13 protein-coding genes are annotated in these 16035 nt (G+C 35.2%); 8 read left to right on the top strand and 5 right to left on the bottom strand.

What is annotated here, in order from left to right; all coding sequences use genetic code 11:
* Position 1: 1 nt before the first annotated feature.
* Positions 2-856 carry a hypothetical protein gene (locus D1J36_RS04520; RefSeq protein ID WP_154137384.1) on the bottom strand — a complete coding sequence of 285 codons (855 nt, stop codon included), beginning with the start codon at positions 854-856 and terminating at the stop codon, positions 2-4.
* 63 nt (positions 857-919) lie between these two features.
* Between D1J36_RS04520 and D1J36_RS04515 the strand changes: the two genes are divergently transcribed.
* Positions 920-1507, top strand: a complete 588-nt coding sequence (locus D1J36_RS04515; RefSeq protein WP_004920607.1) for a thymidine kinase — start codon at positions 920-922, stop codon at positions 1505-1507.
* 6 nt (positions 1508-1513) lie between these two features.
* Entirely contained in the window at positions 1514-3958 is a 2445-nt protein-coding gene (locus tag D1J36_RS04510; RefSeq protein WP_154137383.1) for a bifunctional UDP-N-acetylmuramoyl-tripeptide:D-alanyl-D-alanine ligase/alanine racemase, read from the top strand.
* A 2-nt stretch (positions 3959-3960) separates the two neighbouring features.
* Here D1J36_RS04510 and D1J36_RS04505 read toward each other — a convergent pair whose 3' ends face one another.
* From D1J36_RS04505 to D1J36_RS04495, 3 genes are read right to left on the bottom strand one after another with little or no spacing between them, the layout of a single operon-like run.
* Complete coding sequence (locus tag D1J36_RS04505) at positions 3961-5268, bottom strand: GDSL-type esterase/lipase family protein (RefSeq protein ID WP_154137382.1); 1308 nt, start codon at positions 5266-5268, stop codon at positions 3961-3963.
* Positions 5269-5277: 9 nt separating this feature from the next.
* Positions 5278-6936, bottom strand: coding sequence for an MBOAT family O-acyltransferase (locus tag D1J36_RS04500; RefSeq protein WP_154137381.1), 1659 nt, complete (start codon positions 6934-6936; stop codon positions 5278-5280).
* Positions 6936-8201 (bottom strand): hypothetical protein, encoded by a 1266-nt coding sequence (locus tag D1J36_RS04495; protein ID WP_252339432.1) that lies wholly within the window; start codon positions 8199-8201, stop codon positions 6936-6938. The genes D1J36_RS04500 and D1J36_RS04495 overlap by 1 nt, the downstream gene beginning before the upstream one ends.
* A gap of 264 nt (positions 8202-8465) precedes the next feature.
* Here D1J36_RS04495 and D1J36_RS04490 point away from each other — a divergent pair, with 264 nt between their 5' ends.
* The 6 genes from D1J36_RS04490 (at position 8466) to murB (ending at position 15211) form a co-directional block, all read left to right on the top strand.
* Entirely contained in the window at positions 8466-8939 is a 474-nt protein-coding gene (locus D1J36_RS04490; protein ID WP_154137379.1) for a glucosaminidase domain-containing protein, read from the top strand.
* Between the two features lie 171 nt (positions 8940-9110).
* Positions 9111-10763: an ATP-binding cassette domain-containing protein gene (locus tag D1J36_RS04485; RefSeq protein ID WP_154137378.1), complete on the top strand. Its 1653-nt coding sequence runs from the start codon at positions 9111-9113 to the stop codon at positions 10761-10763.
* A 10-nt stretch (positions 10764-10773) separates the two neighbouring features.
* Positions 10774-12078: an HlyD family secretion protein gene (locus tag D1J36_RS04480; RefSeq protein ID WP_154137377.1), complete on the top strand. Its 1305-nt coding sequence runs from the start codon at positions 10774-10776 to the stop codon at positions 12076-12078.
* Positions 12059-13468 (top strand): TolC family protein, encoded by a 1410-nt coding sequence (locus D1J36_RS04475; RefSeq protein WP_154137376.1) that lies wholly within the window; start codon positions 12059-12061, stop codon positions 13466-13468. Before D1J36_RS04480 ends, D1J36_RS04475 begins: the two co-directional genes overlap by 20 nt.
* Before the next feature lie 14 nt (positions 13469-13482).
* The gene (locus tag D1J36_RS04470; protein WP_154137375.1) at positions 13483-14121 is read left to right on the top strand and encodes an MBL fold metallo-hydrolase; all 639 of its coding nucleotides are present in this window, start codon (positions 13483-13485) and stop codon (positions 14119-14121) included.
* Between the two features lie 70 nt (positions 14122-14191).
* The gene (murB, locus tag D1J36_RS04465) at positions 14192-15211 is read left to right on the top strand and encodes a UDP-N-acetylmuramate dehydrogenase (protein ID WP_154137374.1); all 1020 of its coding nucleotides are present in this window, start codon (positions 14192-14194) and stop codon (positions 15209-15211) included.
* A 71-nt stretch (positions 15212-15282) separates the two neighbouring features.
* Here murB and D1J36_RS04460 read toward each other — a convergent pair whose 3' ends face one another.
* The gene (locus tag D1J36_RS04460) at positions 15283-15963 is read right to left on the bottom strand and encodes a hypothetical protein (RefSeq protein WP_154137373.1); all 681 of its coding nucleotides are present in this window, start codon (positions 15961-15963) and stop codon (positions 15283-15285) included.
* Positions 15964-16035: the final 72 nt, after the last annotated feature.

The following is a 16035-nucleotide window of genomic DNA, read 5'->3' as shown; positions in this document are numbered from 1 at the left end:
ACTACAAAAATTTATTCTCTACCAATGCCCACAACCTCTGAGCATACTCATCTACCTTACCCCAATTTCTTTCGTAGTAAACATCACTAAGGTATTCTCTAGCTTGTTCTATATTATCAAAAGAATTCAACTTTTTGATGACTTCGTTCATATCCACTTGGCTATTATCAAATAATACCTTTAGGAAAGCCAATCGGTCGTTAAAATCAAGTTTAAAATCTTGTCTAGGTTTACTCGGTGTTACCAAAGGTTCTACTTCTTCTGAAACCACAGCTTCTTGTTTGGGTTCTGTAATAGTTTCTTCATCAAATAGAGACTGTACCGAAAGCCCCTTAATATGTGCTAACTTTATTTTTTTATCTTGTTCTTCGGATATTTCCTCTGCTGTTTCTTGATTTTCCTCTTGTTGCTCTTCTGTACTTTGTGTCTCTACCTCTTCCACTGGCTCTTCTTGCATTGGCTTTAACTCCAATACTTCAAGTTCTTCTTCCTTGGCATTAGCAAATTCAAATTTTAATTCTTCTACAACTTCAGTAGAAGCTGGTGTTTTTATTTCTAACTCTACTTCGTGTAACTCCTCTATTTCTGTATGATGATTAGTTTTATCTTCTATAACAGGCAACTCTTCAAAAATAGTTTTTTCCTCTTGATTATCATCAATTTTATTAACCTCATTTAAACTTAATTCTACCTCATAATCTTTAAGTTTTTTAAGAAAAATAAGATTCTCATAGAGAGAAGATACTAAGTTTTCTTTTTCTAAAAAATCTTCGGAATTATTTATTGCTGATAGATTATCTAACAAGGCTTTACATTCTTCCCACACTTTTTCTTCCGTATAATTGAAGTTTACCATAATGTTTCGTTATTAAAAAATCCTTAATTTTGGGGTGCTTTATTTTTACGGCTAAAATAACAAATGTTTTTAGAAAATACAATCAATCACGCAAAACAAAGTGGATGGATGGAGGTCATCTGCGGTTCTATGTTTTCTGGAAAGACCGAAGAACTCATTCGTAGGCTTCGTAGGGCAGAGATGGCAGGACTTAATGTGGAGATTTTTAAACCTAAACTAGATACCCGATATTCCGAGGAAGATGTGGTTTCCCATAACAGAAATAAAATAAGAAGTACAGCGGTGGATACGCCTAACGAAATCTTATTACTAGGTTCTAATTGTGATGTGGTAGGTATAGATGAAGCTCAGTTTTTTGACCAAGGCATCGTGGAAGTAGCCAACCAACTAGCAAACAACGGAGTTAGGGTAGTAATTGCGGGGCTTGATATGGATTTTAAAGGCAGACCTTTTGGACCTATGCCCTATCTTATGGCAACAGCAGAATATGTTACTAAAGTACACGCCATCTGTAAAAGAACAGGCAACCTTGCTAATTACTCTATGAGAACTTCTACTAGTCAAGATTTAGTAGAACTAGGTGAAACTGAAAGCTACGAAGCCGTAAGCAGACGCGTTTTTGTAGATGAGTTTTTAAATAAGAAATCCTAACAGCTTATGAACTACACTGCGAAGCAAATTGCCGAAATCACAGGAGCAAAACTTATTGGTGATGGCAACAAAATTATTAAACATTTTGCCTTTGATAGCCGCATTATCTATTCTCCTAAAAACACAGGATTCGTAGCCATTAAAACAAAAAAAAATAACGGCGAAAAATATATTGCTTCTGCGATAGAAAAGGGCATAGACCTCATTGTTTCTGAACATAAAACTTTGGATAACGAACATCTCTCGTGGCTCATTGTAGATGACACCGTAAAATTTTTACAAAAATTAGCCCATCTACATCTTAAATCTCACAATATACAAACCATCGGGATTACAGGTAGCAACGGCAAAACCATCGTTAAAGAATGGCTCTACCAATGCCTATCCGAAGACATTAGATGCGTTAAAAGCCCAAAGAGTTTTAACTCTCAAATTGGTCTGCCTTTATCTCTCCTAAATATAAAACCAGAACACAAAGTAGGGATTTTTGAAGTGGGAATTTCCGAACCCAATGAAATGAAAACTCTAGAAAGCATCTTTTCTCCTAAAATAGGCGTTTTAACTCATATTGGCTCGGCTCATATTTCTAATTTTAAATCTGAAGAGCATCTCGTAGACGAGAAAATAAGTCTTTTTAAAGATTCTGAAAGCATCATATTTAATGGCGATAATACTCTAGTTAGTAATAAAATAAACACACTATATTCAAGTAAAAATTTAATATCATACGGATTTAATAAGGATAACAATATCTACATTTCTTCTAATTGGAAGGACCGACAACAACCCATTACTGTTCAATGCTTTGATAAATCTTTCTCTTTCCCAGCTCAGCAAAGAGACGAGGCAACTTTATCCAACGTTTTAGCCATCATAGCCGTGATGCATCTGTTGGGATTCTCTACAGAGAAAATGATAGAAAAAATTAACAATCTAAAAGCGGTGGAAATGAGGCTAGAAAGCGTTAATGGCATTAAAAATAACCTCATCATCAACGATTCTTTTAATCTAGATTTAGACTCTCTCAAAATCGCTTTTGAATTTATTAAAAGTTACCAAAAACCAAAGAAATCTTTAATCATCACTGATTTTACAGAAAAATCAGACGCAGACAATCTATACCAAGAAGTCGCAAGTCTTATCAATGAGCAAAACTTTAATAAAGTTTTCTTAATTGGTGAGGAAATTAGTCAGTATCAACAGTTTCTAAATACTGAAAGTTTTAGTTTTAATACTACTAATGAATTATTTAACAATCAAGATTTTAAAGATTTAGAAAATGAGCTTATCCTCCTCAAAGGAGCAAGAAAGTTTGAAATAGAACAAGTAAAAACTTATCTAGAACTACAAAAGCACGATACGATACTAGAGGTCAATCTAAACAACCTACTCCATAACATCAATGTTCACAAATCATTGCTAAAGCCCGAAACTAAAATTATGGCAATGGTTAAAGCTTACTCTTACGGACTAGGTGGTCACGAAATAGCAGAGTTTCTACAACATCACCACATAGATTATTTAGGCGTTGCCGTTGCAGACGAAGGTGTAGAGCTTCGTAAAAACGGAATTACGATTCCCATCGTGGTAATGAATCCAGAACAACATAGTTATAATACCATTATAGAATATAATCTAGAGCCTAATATATACAGCTTCAGAGTTTTAGAACTATTTCATAAGCAGCTAAAACAAAACGGTTACGAGGGAAGGTATCCTATTCACATCAAACTAGAAACAGGCATGCATCGTCTTGGTTTTAAAGAAGATGAGATAGACCAATTAAAAGAATACTTAAACCAAATGAATGTAAAGGTAGAAAGTATTTTCAGCCATCTTTCTAGTTCTGACATTCCTCAGGAAAAAGACTATACTCTAGGACAGTGCCAAAAATTTGATAGACTTTCACAAAACATCATCAAGGACTTAAACTATAAACCACTAAGGCATATCCTCAATTCGGCAGGAATTACCAACTACACAGATTATCAAATGGATATGGTAAGAATTGGCATCGGTATGATGGGCATTTCCGCTTCGCCCGAAATTCAGCCTTTATTAAATCCTGTAGTGGCATTCAAATCTGTTATTTCTCAAATTTCAGAAATCCAACCTAACGATAGTGTAAGCTACGGCAGACGCTATAAAGCCTCTAAAAATACAAGGATAGCCACCATACCTGTTGGTTATGCAGACGGCGTCCCTCGCCTGTTAAGCAATGGCGTGGGCTACATTGGTATTAAAAACACTTTATGCCCTATTGTAGGCAGTGTTTGTATGGATATGATGATGGTGGATATTTCTGACCTCCCTGCCAAAGAGGGCGACGAGGTGATTATCTTCCACGAAAAGCCTTCTCTAGAAGACTTCGCAATGTATTCACAAACGATACCTTACGAAGTACTCACCTCTATTTCTAGACGAGTGAAAAGAGTTTATATTAAAGATTAACTCTAAAACAATGCTTTTAAAGCTGCGTAAATCTTTTGTGCTTGCTTTTCGTAACCCGCCTTCAAAAAGTGTACGCCGTCTTTATTAGCATCTTTATTGTTCAGTGCTTTTTGAAAATAGCCTCTTCCGCCCAACGCTTTATTCAAATCGTAAAACGCTACTTTTTCTTGAGTAGCAACTTGAACAATCCACTTAGTGATAAGTTCTGCTTTATCACCTTTCAGTTTATTGTCTGGTGGTGATATTAACAAGATTGGGAGCTGCGTGTCTTTTCTTAGCTCGGAAATAAGATTTATTGCATTTCGCTTAAACTCTTCCTCACCTATAGCTCCTAAAGACTCATTAGTACCCAAAGCTATAATCGCAATATCTGGTTGAATCGACTTTAACTGTTGCAACTGTAACGGATATTTTAAAAAATCAGCATAGGTAGCTCCATTAACGCCTACCGTATTAAATACAACCCCTTTGGTATTGTTATTCAAAAATTGAAAGCCATAGAAAACATTACCATTTTTAGCATTCGTTTTCAACAAAAGGCGAGTATTTGGTTCAGACAAATTCACGACTGTATTTAGTTCACAAAAGGTAGACTTTGATAAACTTTTTAACTGGTTTTCAAAGGAAAAGTCATAGCTAATCTCTACTTGTTCCACAGAATAGGGCTGATTAGCAATAGGCTTTTTGGATTGATTGAGCTGATTTAACCTTGTGGTGGTGGTATAGAATTTAGAAGCTATCTCTGGAAATGTATCCTCTGCTTTTACAATATAAGAGAATACTTTTTTATCCTTTTTTATAAAACCTTTTAAACTTTCGTTAGATTTCATTAGTTCAAAAGGCTCTCCCTTCATTATACTATCATTGAAAATAACTACCTTAGTGAATGTATCTTCGGGGCCGAGATTTATTTCCAAAATGGAAGGAACTTTATTCCCAATCACAAATCCTGAAGCTCCCATTTTCGGAAAAATATCTTGTTCATAAACCAATCTAAAGTTCTCCCAAGTTGTATTACTGTACGCCGATATATCTTCTGGTCCATTAGAATTAGCTACCGCATAGGGAAACACCAGACCTCGCCCTGCATTGCCATATTCTTCTTGAAATTTATTACGAAGGTATCCTGTGAGCCAATCGGCTTGTATATGCGAATCACCGATAAATAAAATCTGTGTTACGGCTTCGTTTCGTTTTAGTTTGGTTACAAAAGGTTCTAAATTTTCAGCATTGGTTATTTGGGCGTTTGCCCCAAACCATATTGAAATAGCACACAAAAGGTATAAAAAACGATTTTTATTTTTACTCATTTTCTGTCTTTAAAATTGTAAATAAATCGGCATTACCTGCTCCGAGGATTTAAAAAAGCCATAAAGCAACAGAAAGCAGAAAAACACCATTATATAAAACACCAAAGGAATTGTTTTGGGCTTGTCTAGCAACTTATCTACCAACCCATCAGGTATTAGATGAATGAGCATTGCAAAGCCAATCATCCAAAGCACTTCTTGATAATTTTCATAGAAAGGCATAAAGACAGAAACATCAAAATTATAGAAGATTTGGGATAACATCGCCTTTGCGATTTCAAAGTCTTCCGCCTTAAAAAACACCCAACCAAAACACACAAAATGGAAAGTTACCAGCCCCATAATTACCTTATAGATAAAGGTATTATTAACCTTTTTAAGAGCTTTGCCTGTAAGTAACATCCATATTTTATGAATACCCAAACCTACTCCGTGAATGGCTCCCCAGATAATAAAGTTCCAACTCGCTCCGTGCCAAAATCCCCCTAAAAGCATTGTGGTCAATAGATTAAAGTTAGCCGCAATACCCTTAGAATCTCGAGTAATGAGTGCAGGCAACAAAAAGATGAGTAACATCGCTGCGGATAATCCACCGGAATAAGCATAAGATAAGTGGAATAAATTCACCCCCATTAGAAAGACTCCTACCAAAAACAACGAAACAAATAGAAACGATGCTACGGAAAACTTACGATTACCACCCAACGGGATATAAAGATAATCTTTAAGCCAAGAGGAAAGGGACATATGCCAACGTCTCCAGAACTCTGTAATATTTTTACTTTGATAAGGCGATAGGAAATTCGGTGGTATCTTAAAGCCTAGCCACAAGGCTATTCCTATGGCAATATCACTATATCCGCTAAAATCACAATAGATAACCATAGCGTAACCATAGACCGCAAAAAGGTTTTCTAACCCTGTATGCAGTGCAGGATTATCAAAGACATAATCTACAAAATTTAGCGTGATAAAATCTGAAATGATTAGTTTTTTTATCAATCCAGAAATAATCAAATAAAAGCCTTTAGCAAAGTCTTTCTCGGAAATTACATAAGGCTCGTTGATTTGTGGTACAAAATCGTGAGCTCTTACAATAGGTCCCATCATCAGTTTTGGGAAAAATGCCAAAAACAAAAGGTAATCCGAAAATTTGGAGGCTGGTTTAAAATCGCCTCTATAAACATCTATGGTATAACTAAGGTTTTCAAAAGTATAAAAAGAAATCCCTATGGGAAGCAAAATATTCAGCGGATTAAAGTCTGTATTAAGCCATTCATTAGAAATACTAATAAAGAAATTGGTGTACTTAAAGTAAAACAACATTCCTAAATTGAATATAATACTAAGAACAAGTAAACCTGTTTTAGCCGACTTCTGTTTCGCTTTGTAAATAGCATTAGACAAGAAAAAATCTACAATAGCAGACAAAATAACCAACCCTACAAACCAACCACTGGCTTTATAGAAAAAGTATAAAGAAAACAAACAAAATACATAACGCCTTGCTTGATGCTGATGCCTTAGAGCAAAGAACAAGAGTATAAATAATGAGAAAAAGTAAACGAAAAACCCATTATTAAACAGGAGCGGATTTTTACTATCGTATAAAAATTGATTCCCAAAAGCAGCCCAATCAAAGGACGCTAAAAACTGTTCTACATTCATTATTTATCCCTTTTTCTATTTTTTTGATAATCTTTTATAATGGCATCATATAGCTTTTGTCCCAATACTTCTGCACCTTTAGCATTAGGGTGTATATAATCTTTGTTTGCCAGCGGTGGTGTGGCATTAGCCCACTTAACAATACTATTTTCGCCCCCCATAGTCGCAAAATTATTATAGAAAGCCATATTGTACTTTAAAGCGAGTTCTGCCTGAAGTTTCAGCAAGTTAGGCAATCCCACCGCTGTTTTGTACTCCCCATTATACCTAAACGCTCTGTCGGCACTACCTATTAACAGAAACTCGGTATTAGGCATCTCTTTTTTCAGTTTTTCTAATACAGGCGACATCATTTTCTCGTAATATTCATAATTGGTATCCTTTGGGCGGAACATTAAATTCACTCCATATTGAAGAATTACCAAATCATAAGGATTATTCTTCTGAACGGCATTATATATTTCCTTATCTATCTTCCCAAGCTCAACCCCAGTAATCCCTCTAAACGAGAAGTTATCTACAAAAACACCATTTTCGGACTCAAAACTAACCCCGAATAAAGGCAAAGAACTTGTTTTAGACTGTACCGATACTCTACTATTGTTATCATTAGAAAGCACTATACGATTGACCTTATCTATTCCAGACAACACTAATGGAGTACCGTTGGCAACTATAGCAGCATCATTTATTTTCCCAAATAGCAACGCCTTGGTTACTACATCGGTACTTTGTATTGTTTTATCCTCGTAGGAACCCGTACCTAATCCTTCGAACCTATGCCCCGATAAGTAGAGGTTATCCGCTCCTTTAATCATAAAATGAGTGTCTTTCCAGCCTTTTCCAGACACCATTGCCGTTGTTCTGAACCCTGCAACATTGGAGTACATTGGCACAAAGCCTACACCTTTACCTCCGAACTCGGTTTGTAGAAGCCTCCTTAAAGTCTGTGTCATTAGATCTCCCTCTATCATACTATCCCCAAAGAACGCAATTCTTACTTTGCCTTTCTTTTGTTTCTTCAGTTTCTCCAATTTTTCCACAAACTTTGGGAGTGCTGGTTGAGGAGAGTTGGCTAAAAAATTAGTAATTAAATCTGGCTTTTGATACAAATCCAAATTCACTTCTTGTATTTGCGGAGTGGCCGCCGGCGAATGATGGACTTCCTTTTGTCCCACACGCTCTGTTGTTTTTTCAGAACGGAACAACTCCGAAACCAAGTTTATATTATCCAAAGGCTGCCAATGAAAACCTGTGATTTTCATAACTACCGAAGCCGACAAATAGATTACAAAACTTGAAAAAACTAATCTAAAAACTCTATAATTTTTGTTTGATTTCAAGGTGAATTTTTCTTTAAAAAAACGCCGCTAAAGTAATGCTTTTTTTTAATCGCTACACAACTTAAAATAAGAATATTTTCACTAAAAATCATAAACTTTTTCTCTAATCTAAAAATGTTATTTTTTGTTAAAAATCACCCTCTTATAATTTTGATTTGTAAATTTGCCCACAAATTATTTATAATTATGAAACAACACACTTCTTATATTAGAACTATTATTGTTGGTGTATTACTGTGTCTATTCTCATTTCCTGTGAAAGCACAAGCTACACATCAGTACATTAAAAGCAACAAAAACTTGGTAACTGAGTTATCAAAAAAGTATGAAATTCCTGCCTCTGTAATTATGTCCATCGCATTTGTAGAAACTGGTGGTGGTAGTTGCAAAAACTCAAAGCAACTCAACAACCATTTTGGGATTGTAGGTAAAAATCATCAGAAAGCCTCTAAGTACAAACAATTCAGTTCTAAAGAGGAGAGCTTTGATGCCTTTTGTAAAATGCTAACGCGAAAAAAATACTATTCAGACTTAAAAGGTAAAAACGACTTCTCTCTTTGGGTAAAAACCATTGCTAACAACGGTTATTCTACCCAGCCTAAAGAATGGATTCGCAGAATAACGCTTGTGTATAACAAGTTTAATCTATCAGATCTTTAAGAGACTTCTAAATTCTAATTATTTATTTGGTAATTTATTGGCTAAGACATATATTAGCCACTTAATTTTTAGATAAAATAAATAACAAACAAAAACATCCGAATTATTATTTTTAGGATGTTTTTTTATAAATGAGCCTTTAATTTTTATTAAAAATAAATAAAGTAGTTTATGAATAAAAAACTAAACGAACTATTACTCAACCTAATAAAGCTAGAAAGGAAAGATATTGTCAATATTTATTTATATGGTATCCTTAGCGGACTGGTATATTTGAGTATTCCTCTAGGCATACAAGCCATTATTAGCTATGCCTTCGGAGCTACTATGGTTACCTCTATCTATCTACTGATTGCGTTTGTAGTGTTAGGCACTTGGCTGACTGGCTACTTTCAAATAAAGGTAATGATGATTATAGAGAAAATCCAACAAAAGATATTTGTGGACTATACTTTCAAAATCGCTAAAAAATTACCCGATATAGACCTCTATTCGGTAAACAATTATCATCTTCCTGAGCTTATCAATCGTTTTTTTGATACACAGAATTTACAAAAATCATTCTCCAAAATGCTATTGAGCATTCCTACATCTATTATACAGATTATTTTTGGAGTTATACTATTATCTCTTTATCATGTTTGGTTTTTGGTCTTTGGTATTTTTCTCATCATAGGCATTGTTGTTTTATTTAAACTTACAATGAAACAAGGTATAGAAACCAGCCTCAAAGAAAGCGATAGCAAATATCATCTAGCAGCTTGGCTGGAGGATTTATCATCAGCAATTAAAATATTTAAAGTAAGTTCTAACTCAAATATTCATTTAGAAGAAACTGATAAAAGGGTATTGCCGTATTTAGACTACCGTACACAACATTTTCATGTTCTAAAATTCCAGTACAAATTAGTTATATTTTTTAAGGTTATCATTACACTAGTAATGTTGTCTATTGGCGTGTATTTACTCATCAACCAAAAACTGAACATTGGTGCATTTATGGCAGTAGAAATTGTTATTTTGCTACTATTAAGCGCAGTAGAAAAACTAATAAAAAGTTTAGAAAGTTATTATGACACCATTACAGCCCTAGCAAAGCTAGATAAAATTACCGAATTAAAGACGGAAAACAGTGGTAAACACAACATCTACCACAACAGCAATGCTGGAGTTGATATTAGTTTCAATAGAGTTAACTATTCCTTTGATGGCAAAACCAATAAACTAGAAAATATAAGCTTTGATGTTACAGCTAATGCCATTACCGTAATTTCTGGAGACACCGCTTCTGGTAAGAGCTTACTCCTTAACTTAATAGCAGGTTTTTATATTCCTACTCAAGGGAATATTTTCATCAATGGTGTAGGGATAGAAAACATCGATATGAATATCTACCGAAGTAAACTAGGGCTAATGATAGACGAACGAGGTATTTTTAAAGGAACTATTTTTGAAAACATATCCGTAGGCAATGAAAATATAAAACTAGATGATGTAGTCGCATTGGCAAAAGAAATAGGTATAGACAGCCATTACTTCTCAAACGACTTACTTAGTGTAGTTAATGATGTTAATTATCAGCTCCCTTACAGTACAAAAAAAATCATTATGCTTCTAAGAGCTTTAATTGGAGATAAAAAATTAGTGCTTCTAAAAGAGCCATTAGAAGGCTTAGGCGAGAACATTAAACCTAAACTGATAGAATATATCCAAAAAACAGCTCAGCACAGAACCTATATTATCATCTCTCAAGATAAATATTTGATTAAAGCAAGCCAACATCATTTATCTATGAATAAAGGGAAACTAGAAGTCATAAAATAAAAACGCAAAGATGAACTACAAATCTCACGATAAAATCTACCGAATACACCAAAAAACCAACATCAAAAAATGGTTTTTTATTGGGCTTGGCATTCTGCTTTTATTACTATTACTCCCATGGACACAGAATATCCATACCAATGGCTATGTAAGTGGGCTTTACCAAGAACAAAGACCCCAAAGCATACAATCTCCAATACCTGGGAAAATTATACACTGGTATGTAAAAAACGGTGACCAAGTAAAAAAAGGAGATACCCTTCTTAGAATTTCCGAAATAAAGGAAGACTATATGGACCCTCTATTGGTTCAAAGAGCAGAAGACCAAATCAATGCGAAAGACAATGTAAGAGATTACTACTCTGCAAAAATAAAAACCATTGGAGGGCAGCTAGATGCTATGAATGCTGCTAGAGAACTCAAACTGAACCAAATCAGAATAAAACTGCAACAGCTCAACTTTAAAATCAATGCAACCAATGCTGAACTTCAAGCCGCTAACAATGAGTTTAGAATAGCAGAAGACCAGTACAGAAGACAAGAAGAAATGTACAAACAAGGGCTTGTCTCTTTAACAGATTTCCAAAGGAGAAATGTATCTTACCAAAATGCCCTAGCAAAGAAAAATAGTATAGAAAACAAACTTGCCGAAGCTCAGCAAGAAATCCTTTCTCTACAAGTAGAGCAAAATGCGACTATACAAGACTATAACGAAAAAATAAGCAAACTAGAAGGCGAGCGTTTCCAAAGTATGGGACAGGTAGCAGGAAGTGATGGCGAAATAGCCAAACTACAAACCCAAGTTACCAACTATAAAGTAAGACAGGGGCAGTACTACATTATTGCTACTCAAGACGGACAAATTACCCAGCTCAGCAAAACAGGGATTGGCGAGATTATAAAAGAGGGCGAAAACATAGGTATTATTGTTCCAAAATCGGTAAAGTACGCCGTAGAATTTTATGTATCTCCAGTAGATTTACCGCTATTACAGGAAGGGCAGAAAATCCGCTGTACCTTTGATGGCTTCCCTGCCATTGTATTCTCTGGGTGGCCCAATTCAAGTTATGGGACTTTCCCTGGTAAAATAATCGCTGTAGAAAACAATATTTCCCAAAACGGAATGTTCAAAGTGGTAGTGGTAGAAAGTGGCGACAAAAAGTGGCCACCAAATATCAAAATGGGAGCAGGTTCAAAAGGTATTATCCTCCTAAACGATGTACCTATCTGGTACGAGATATGGCGTAACATCAACGGCTTCCCTCCTGATTACTACATCGCAAACAAACAAAAAGATGAAAAAAATAAAAAATAAAACACTATATCTTGTTTTTTGGGTTTTCTCCTATTGCTTGTCTGCACAAGGAGGTAGTCTCTCATTTTCATTAGGCGAATATCTCTCCGCCGTGTCTACACATCACCCTGTTATCAAAAGATACCGCTATGGTAAAGAAATAGCTAAAAACGAAATCCTAAAAGCCAAAGGAAATTTTGACCCTATATTGTCGGGAGCTTTAGGACAAAAAAATATTGACAATACCATCTATTATGATAAAAAAGGGCTTGAAGTAGATATCCCACTATGGTACGGAATGAATGTAGTAGGTGGCGTGAGCAATATCTCTGGAAAAAAACTAGACAACAGCACAACCTCTGGCGAGCTATACAATGTAGGCGTTAATATACCTTTAGGCAAAGGGCTTGTTTATGATAAAAGAAGAGCCGTTTTGCACCAAGCCGAAGCCCTGTATAAAATGACAGAAGCTGAACAAACCACTCTCATCAACGAGATTTTGGTAGATGCCGAAAATATGTATTGGGAGTGGGTAAAGCAATATCAAATCATTACTGTTTATAAAGAAAGACTCAATATAAGCGAGGAAAGGTTAGAAATGATAAAAAAATCTTATGACTATGGCGAAATGGCGTCCATAGGCGTAACCGAAGCCAAAACTCTGTATCAAGAATTTCTACTAGGTTATCAGCAGGCATCATTGGATTATAAAAACACTATGGAACAGCTTGAGCTTTTTCTCTGGAAAGATAACCAATCGGTAACATTACCTCCGTCTGTATATCCTCTAGAGGTATTTAGTTCAGAAAAAGTAGCAGACTACCCTATGATGAAAAACTATATAGAGGAAAACCTTAGTTCGCAACATAGAGCCCTAAAGTACTATCTACACAAAGATGAGTTTCTAAATGTAGAGAAAAAATTAAAGTGGCAGAGCTTCCTCCCAAAGATAGACTTCAGCTATAATCTCTTTAATAAACCTAGCAAGCCTGCCGAGGTATTCCCTCTATTTAATAATAATTTCCAATACGGTCTCAAGCTAGAAGTCCCTATTTTTATGAGAGAGGCTAGAGCAGACTACGAAATCATCAAACTAAAAAAACTCCAAAACGAGGAAGATTTGAAAATGAAAAAACAAGAACTCTTTACCAAGTTAGAAGTTTATAAGAATGATTTTGAAGGCTATACCAAACAGCTAGAGCTCTACAAAGAGTATTACGACAATTACAACAAACTGGTAAAAGGAGAAGAGATTAAATTTAAAAACGGAGAAAGTTCATTATTTATACTCAACTCTAGAGAGTCTAAGCTTTTGGATATCCAAAAGAAAATTTACAACACCGAAAACAAAATTATGAAATCCTATAACGGGGTTAAACTATTCCAAATGAATATGAATACTCAACCCTAAAAACAAATTTCATTATGCTTAATATCAAAACATTTACCTTCAATCCCTTTTCAGAAAACACCTATGTAGTTTATAACGAAGATAGACAAGCCTTCATTATAGACCCAGGTAATTTCACCGCAAACGAAACTTTAGCGTTATCCGAATTTATAACCTCACAGAACTTAACGGTTAAAAACATTCTGCTCACCCACGCTCATATAGACCATATCGCAGGATTACAGTGGGCATTTGACACCTACCAAGTACCTGTGCTAATGCACCAGTTAGACCAAGAACTTCTAGATAGAGCCCCTCTTACCGCAAGGCAGTATGGATTTAATATGCTACCCTTTGTAGGACAAGTAATCTTCCTAGATGAAGACGAAACACTCCACCTAGGAGCTGATACTCTACACATATTACATACGCCTGGGCATTCACCTGGGAGCATTAGCTTCTACCACAAGGAGCAAAACTGGGTAATTTCTGGCGATGTACTTTTCCAAGGTAGCATTGGTAGAACCGATTTATATAAAGGCAATTACGAACAACTCATTGAAAGCATTAAAACCAAACTACTCACCTTACCACCAAACACCCAAGTTTATAGCGGACACGGACCGAGTACCAACATCGGTTTTGAACAACAATACAATCCGTTTTTAAAGTAAGTTTACTACAAACAACCGATGGTTTAATGTAGTTTTAATATCTTTGTGAAAGGATTGTAAACTTTTAATTATGCAACTTAAGACCAATTATTCTCTTAAAAACCATAACACCTTTGGGGTAGAAGCATTTTCTAAATACTTTGCAGAAGTCGGTAGTTTGGAGGAGCTAACCTCTGTCCTAAAGCTAGATGAGATTAAAGGTTTACCTATATTATTCTTAGGTGGTGGGAGTAATATCTTATTAACAAAGGATTTTAATGGACTTACCATCTTACTCAACCTAAAAGGTATCAAAGAACAACACCTAAACGATAATGAAGTATTACTCACAGCACAAGCAGGAGAAAATTGGCATCAGTTTGTACAATACAGCCTAGAGAAAAACTATGGTGGGCTGGAGAACCTCTCTCTAATACCAGGTAATGTAGGCACTTGCCCTATCCAAAACATAGGGGCATACGGCGTGGAAATTAAAGACCATTTTGAGTCTTGCCAAGTTCTCAACCTAGAAACCCTAGAGGTAGAAACCTTTAATAAGGAGAAATGCAATTTTGGATATAGAGATTCCTTTTTTAAACGAGAGGGCAAGGGGAAGTATGTTATACTAGAAGTCAGCTTTAGACTAACAAAAAGAAACCACATCATTAGAACAGACTACGGCGCTATACAACAAAAGCTTTCTAGTCTAAATGTTACCCAGCCTAACATACAAGAAGTGGCACAGGCAGTCATAAACATCAGGACATCTAAACTTCCTAACCCTAAAGAGATAGGTAATGCAGGTAGTTTTTTCAAAAACCCGAGTATCAGCACAGAGGATTATCAAAATTTACAAAAACAATTTCCTAACCTTCCCGGTTATCCACAAGGTAGCCACACCAAAGTTCCTGCAGGTTGGCTAATAGAACAAACAGGTTGGAAAGGCAAACAAGTAGGCAATGTAGCGACCCATCATTTGCAAGCACTTGTCATCATCAACGCCACAGGAAATGCTACAGGTGAAGAAATCTATCATTTTTCATCTGAAATCATCTCTTCTGTAAAAAACACCTTTGGGATTACTCTAGAACGAGAGGTTAATATTATCTAATAGCATAAAAAACAAAAAGGTGTTTTAGAAAATTCTAAAAACACCTTTTCTTTATATAAGAATAATACTTTTTATTCTTTTTTGTAGAAGAAACCTTCAAAAAGTTTGCTGTATAGTTGACCCAAATTCTTTTTATCCGTTGGCGATTTTTCAACAAAAGGTATCGTATTATAGAATACAACTGTACTTTTTTCCGCATCAAATATCATTGCATATACGGCAGTATTAGCTTTTATAGGAACGGGTGTGTACATTCCCATAGTTAAAATACCTATCCCTACCCCTTTCGCAATTTGGTTACCATAATTACCTTTCCTTCTATCAAAGCCTGTATTAACCACACATAACGCAAATCTTTGATTTTGTGCTTTCACAATAGAATCCATAGCTGGGGTCGTCTTGATATGGTCTAACTTTCGGGTATCTCTAATATGAAGCATTGTTTTTAGAATATCATCCTCAACTCTCTTCTTTAATTTTTCATCAGTTAGATTAAACTTAGTTGTAATTTTGGGGCTACTTGAACTCCAAATAATCGAATCCATAATTTTTGAAGACAAGTTTGACAACGAATCGCTCGGCTCAGATTGGTTACCTTTCTTAATCAACCTAATCATTGAAATAGTTTCAAAATTTCCTAGATTACTAATTTCACTCGGCTGAATACTTTTGTCATTCAACATCATAGACGCACACGAGTTTAGAACTAGCAAAGCCAGCAAACCCTTTAAAATTTTCGCCAGTTTAGACATAACTTTTTTTTATTTTCTCCGACACAAATTTATAATTATTTAGCAATATCATTATCTTCTCACACTCATTTT

Source organism: Riemerella anatipestifer, from assembly GCF_009670965.2.
In the GTDB taxonomy this organism is placed as follows: domain Bacteria; phylum Bacteroidota; class Bacteroidia; order Flavobacteriales; family Weeksellaceae; genus Riemerella; species Riemerella anatipestifer_B.
The sequence above is the reverse complement of the archived record's forward strand: the minus strand, read 5'-3'. Positions and strand labels throughout refer to the sequence as shown.

Excerpts from the sequence above, each read along its gene's own strand:
- D1J36_RS04520 (WP_154137384.1), bottom strand. The coding sequence starts at position 856 with ATGGTAAACTTCAATTATACGGAAGAAAAAGTGTGGGAAGAATGTAAA.
- D1J36_RS04515 (WP_004920607.1), top strand. The coding sequence starts at position 920 with ATGTTTTTAGAAAATACAATCAATCACGCAAAACAAAGTGGATGGATG.
- D1J36_RS04510 (WP_154137383.1), top strand. The coding sequence starts at position 1,514 with ATGAACTACACTGCGAAGCAAATTGCCGAAATCACAGGAGCAAAACTT.
- D1J36_RS04505 (WP_154137382.1), bottom strand. The coding sequence starts at position 5,268 with ATGAGTAAAAATAAAAATCGTTTTTTATACCTTTTGTGTGCTATTTCA.
- D1J36_RS04500 (WP_154137381.1), bottom strand. The coding sequence starts at position 6,936 with ATGAATGTAGAACAGTTTTTAGCGTCCTTTGATTGGGCTGCTTTTGGG.
- D1J36_RS04495 (WP_252339432.1), bottom strand. The coding sequence starts at position 8,201 with ATGAAAATCACAGGTTTTCATTGGCAGCCTTTGGATAATATAAACTTG.
- D1J36_RS04490 (WP_154137379.1), top strand. The coding sequence starts at position 8,466 with ATGAAACAACACACTTCTTATATTAGAACTATTATTGTTGGTGTATTA.
- D1J36_RS04485 (WP_154137378.1), top strand. The coding sequence starts at position 9,111 with ATGAATAAAAAACTAAACGAACTATTACTCAACCTAATAAAGCTAGAA.
- D1J36_RS04480 (WP_154137377.1), top strand. The coding sequence starts at position 10,774 with ATGAACTACAAATCTCACGATAAAATCTACCGAATACACCAAAAAACC.
- D1J36_RS04475 (WP_154137376.1), top strand. The coding sequence starts at position 12,059 with ATGAAAAAAATAAAAAATAAAACACTATATCTTGTTTTTTGGGTTTTC.
- D1J36_RS04470 (WP_154137375.1), top strand. The coding sequence starts at position 13,483 with ATGCTTAATATCAAAACATTTACCTTCAATCCCTTTTCAGAAAACACC.
- murB (WP_154137374.1), top strand. The coding sequence starts at position 14,192 with ATGCAACTTAAGACCAATTATTCTCTTAAAAACCATAACACCTTTGGG.
- D1J36_RS04460 (WP_154137373.1), bottom strand. The coding sequence starts at position 15,963 with ATGTCTAAACTGGCGAAAATTTTAAAGGGTTTGCTGGCTTTGCTAGTT.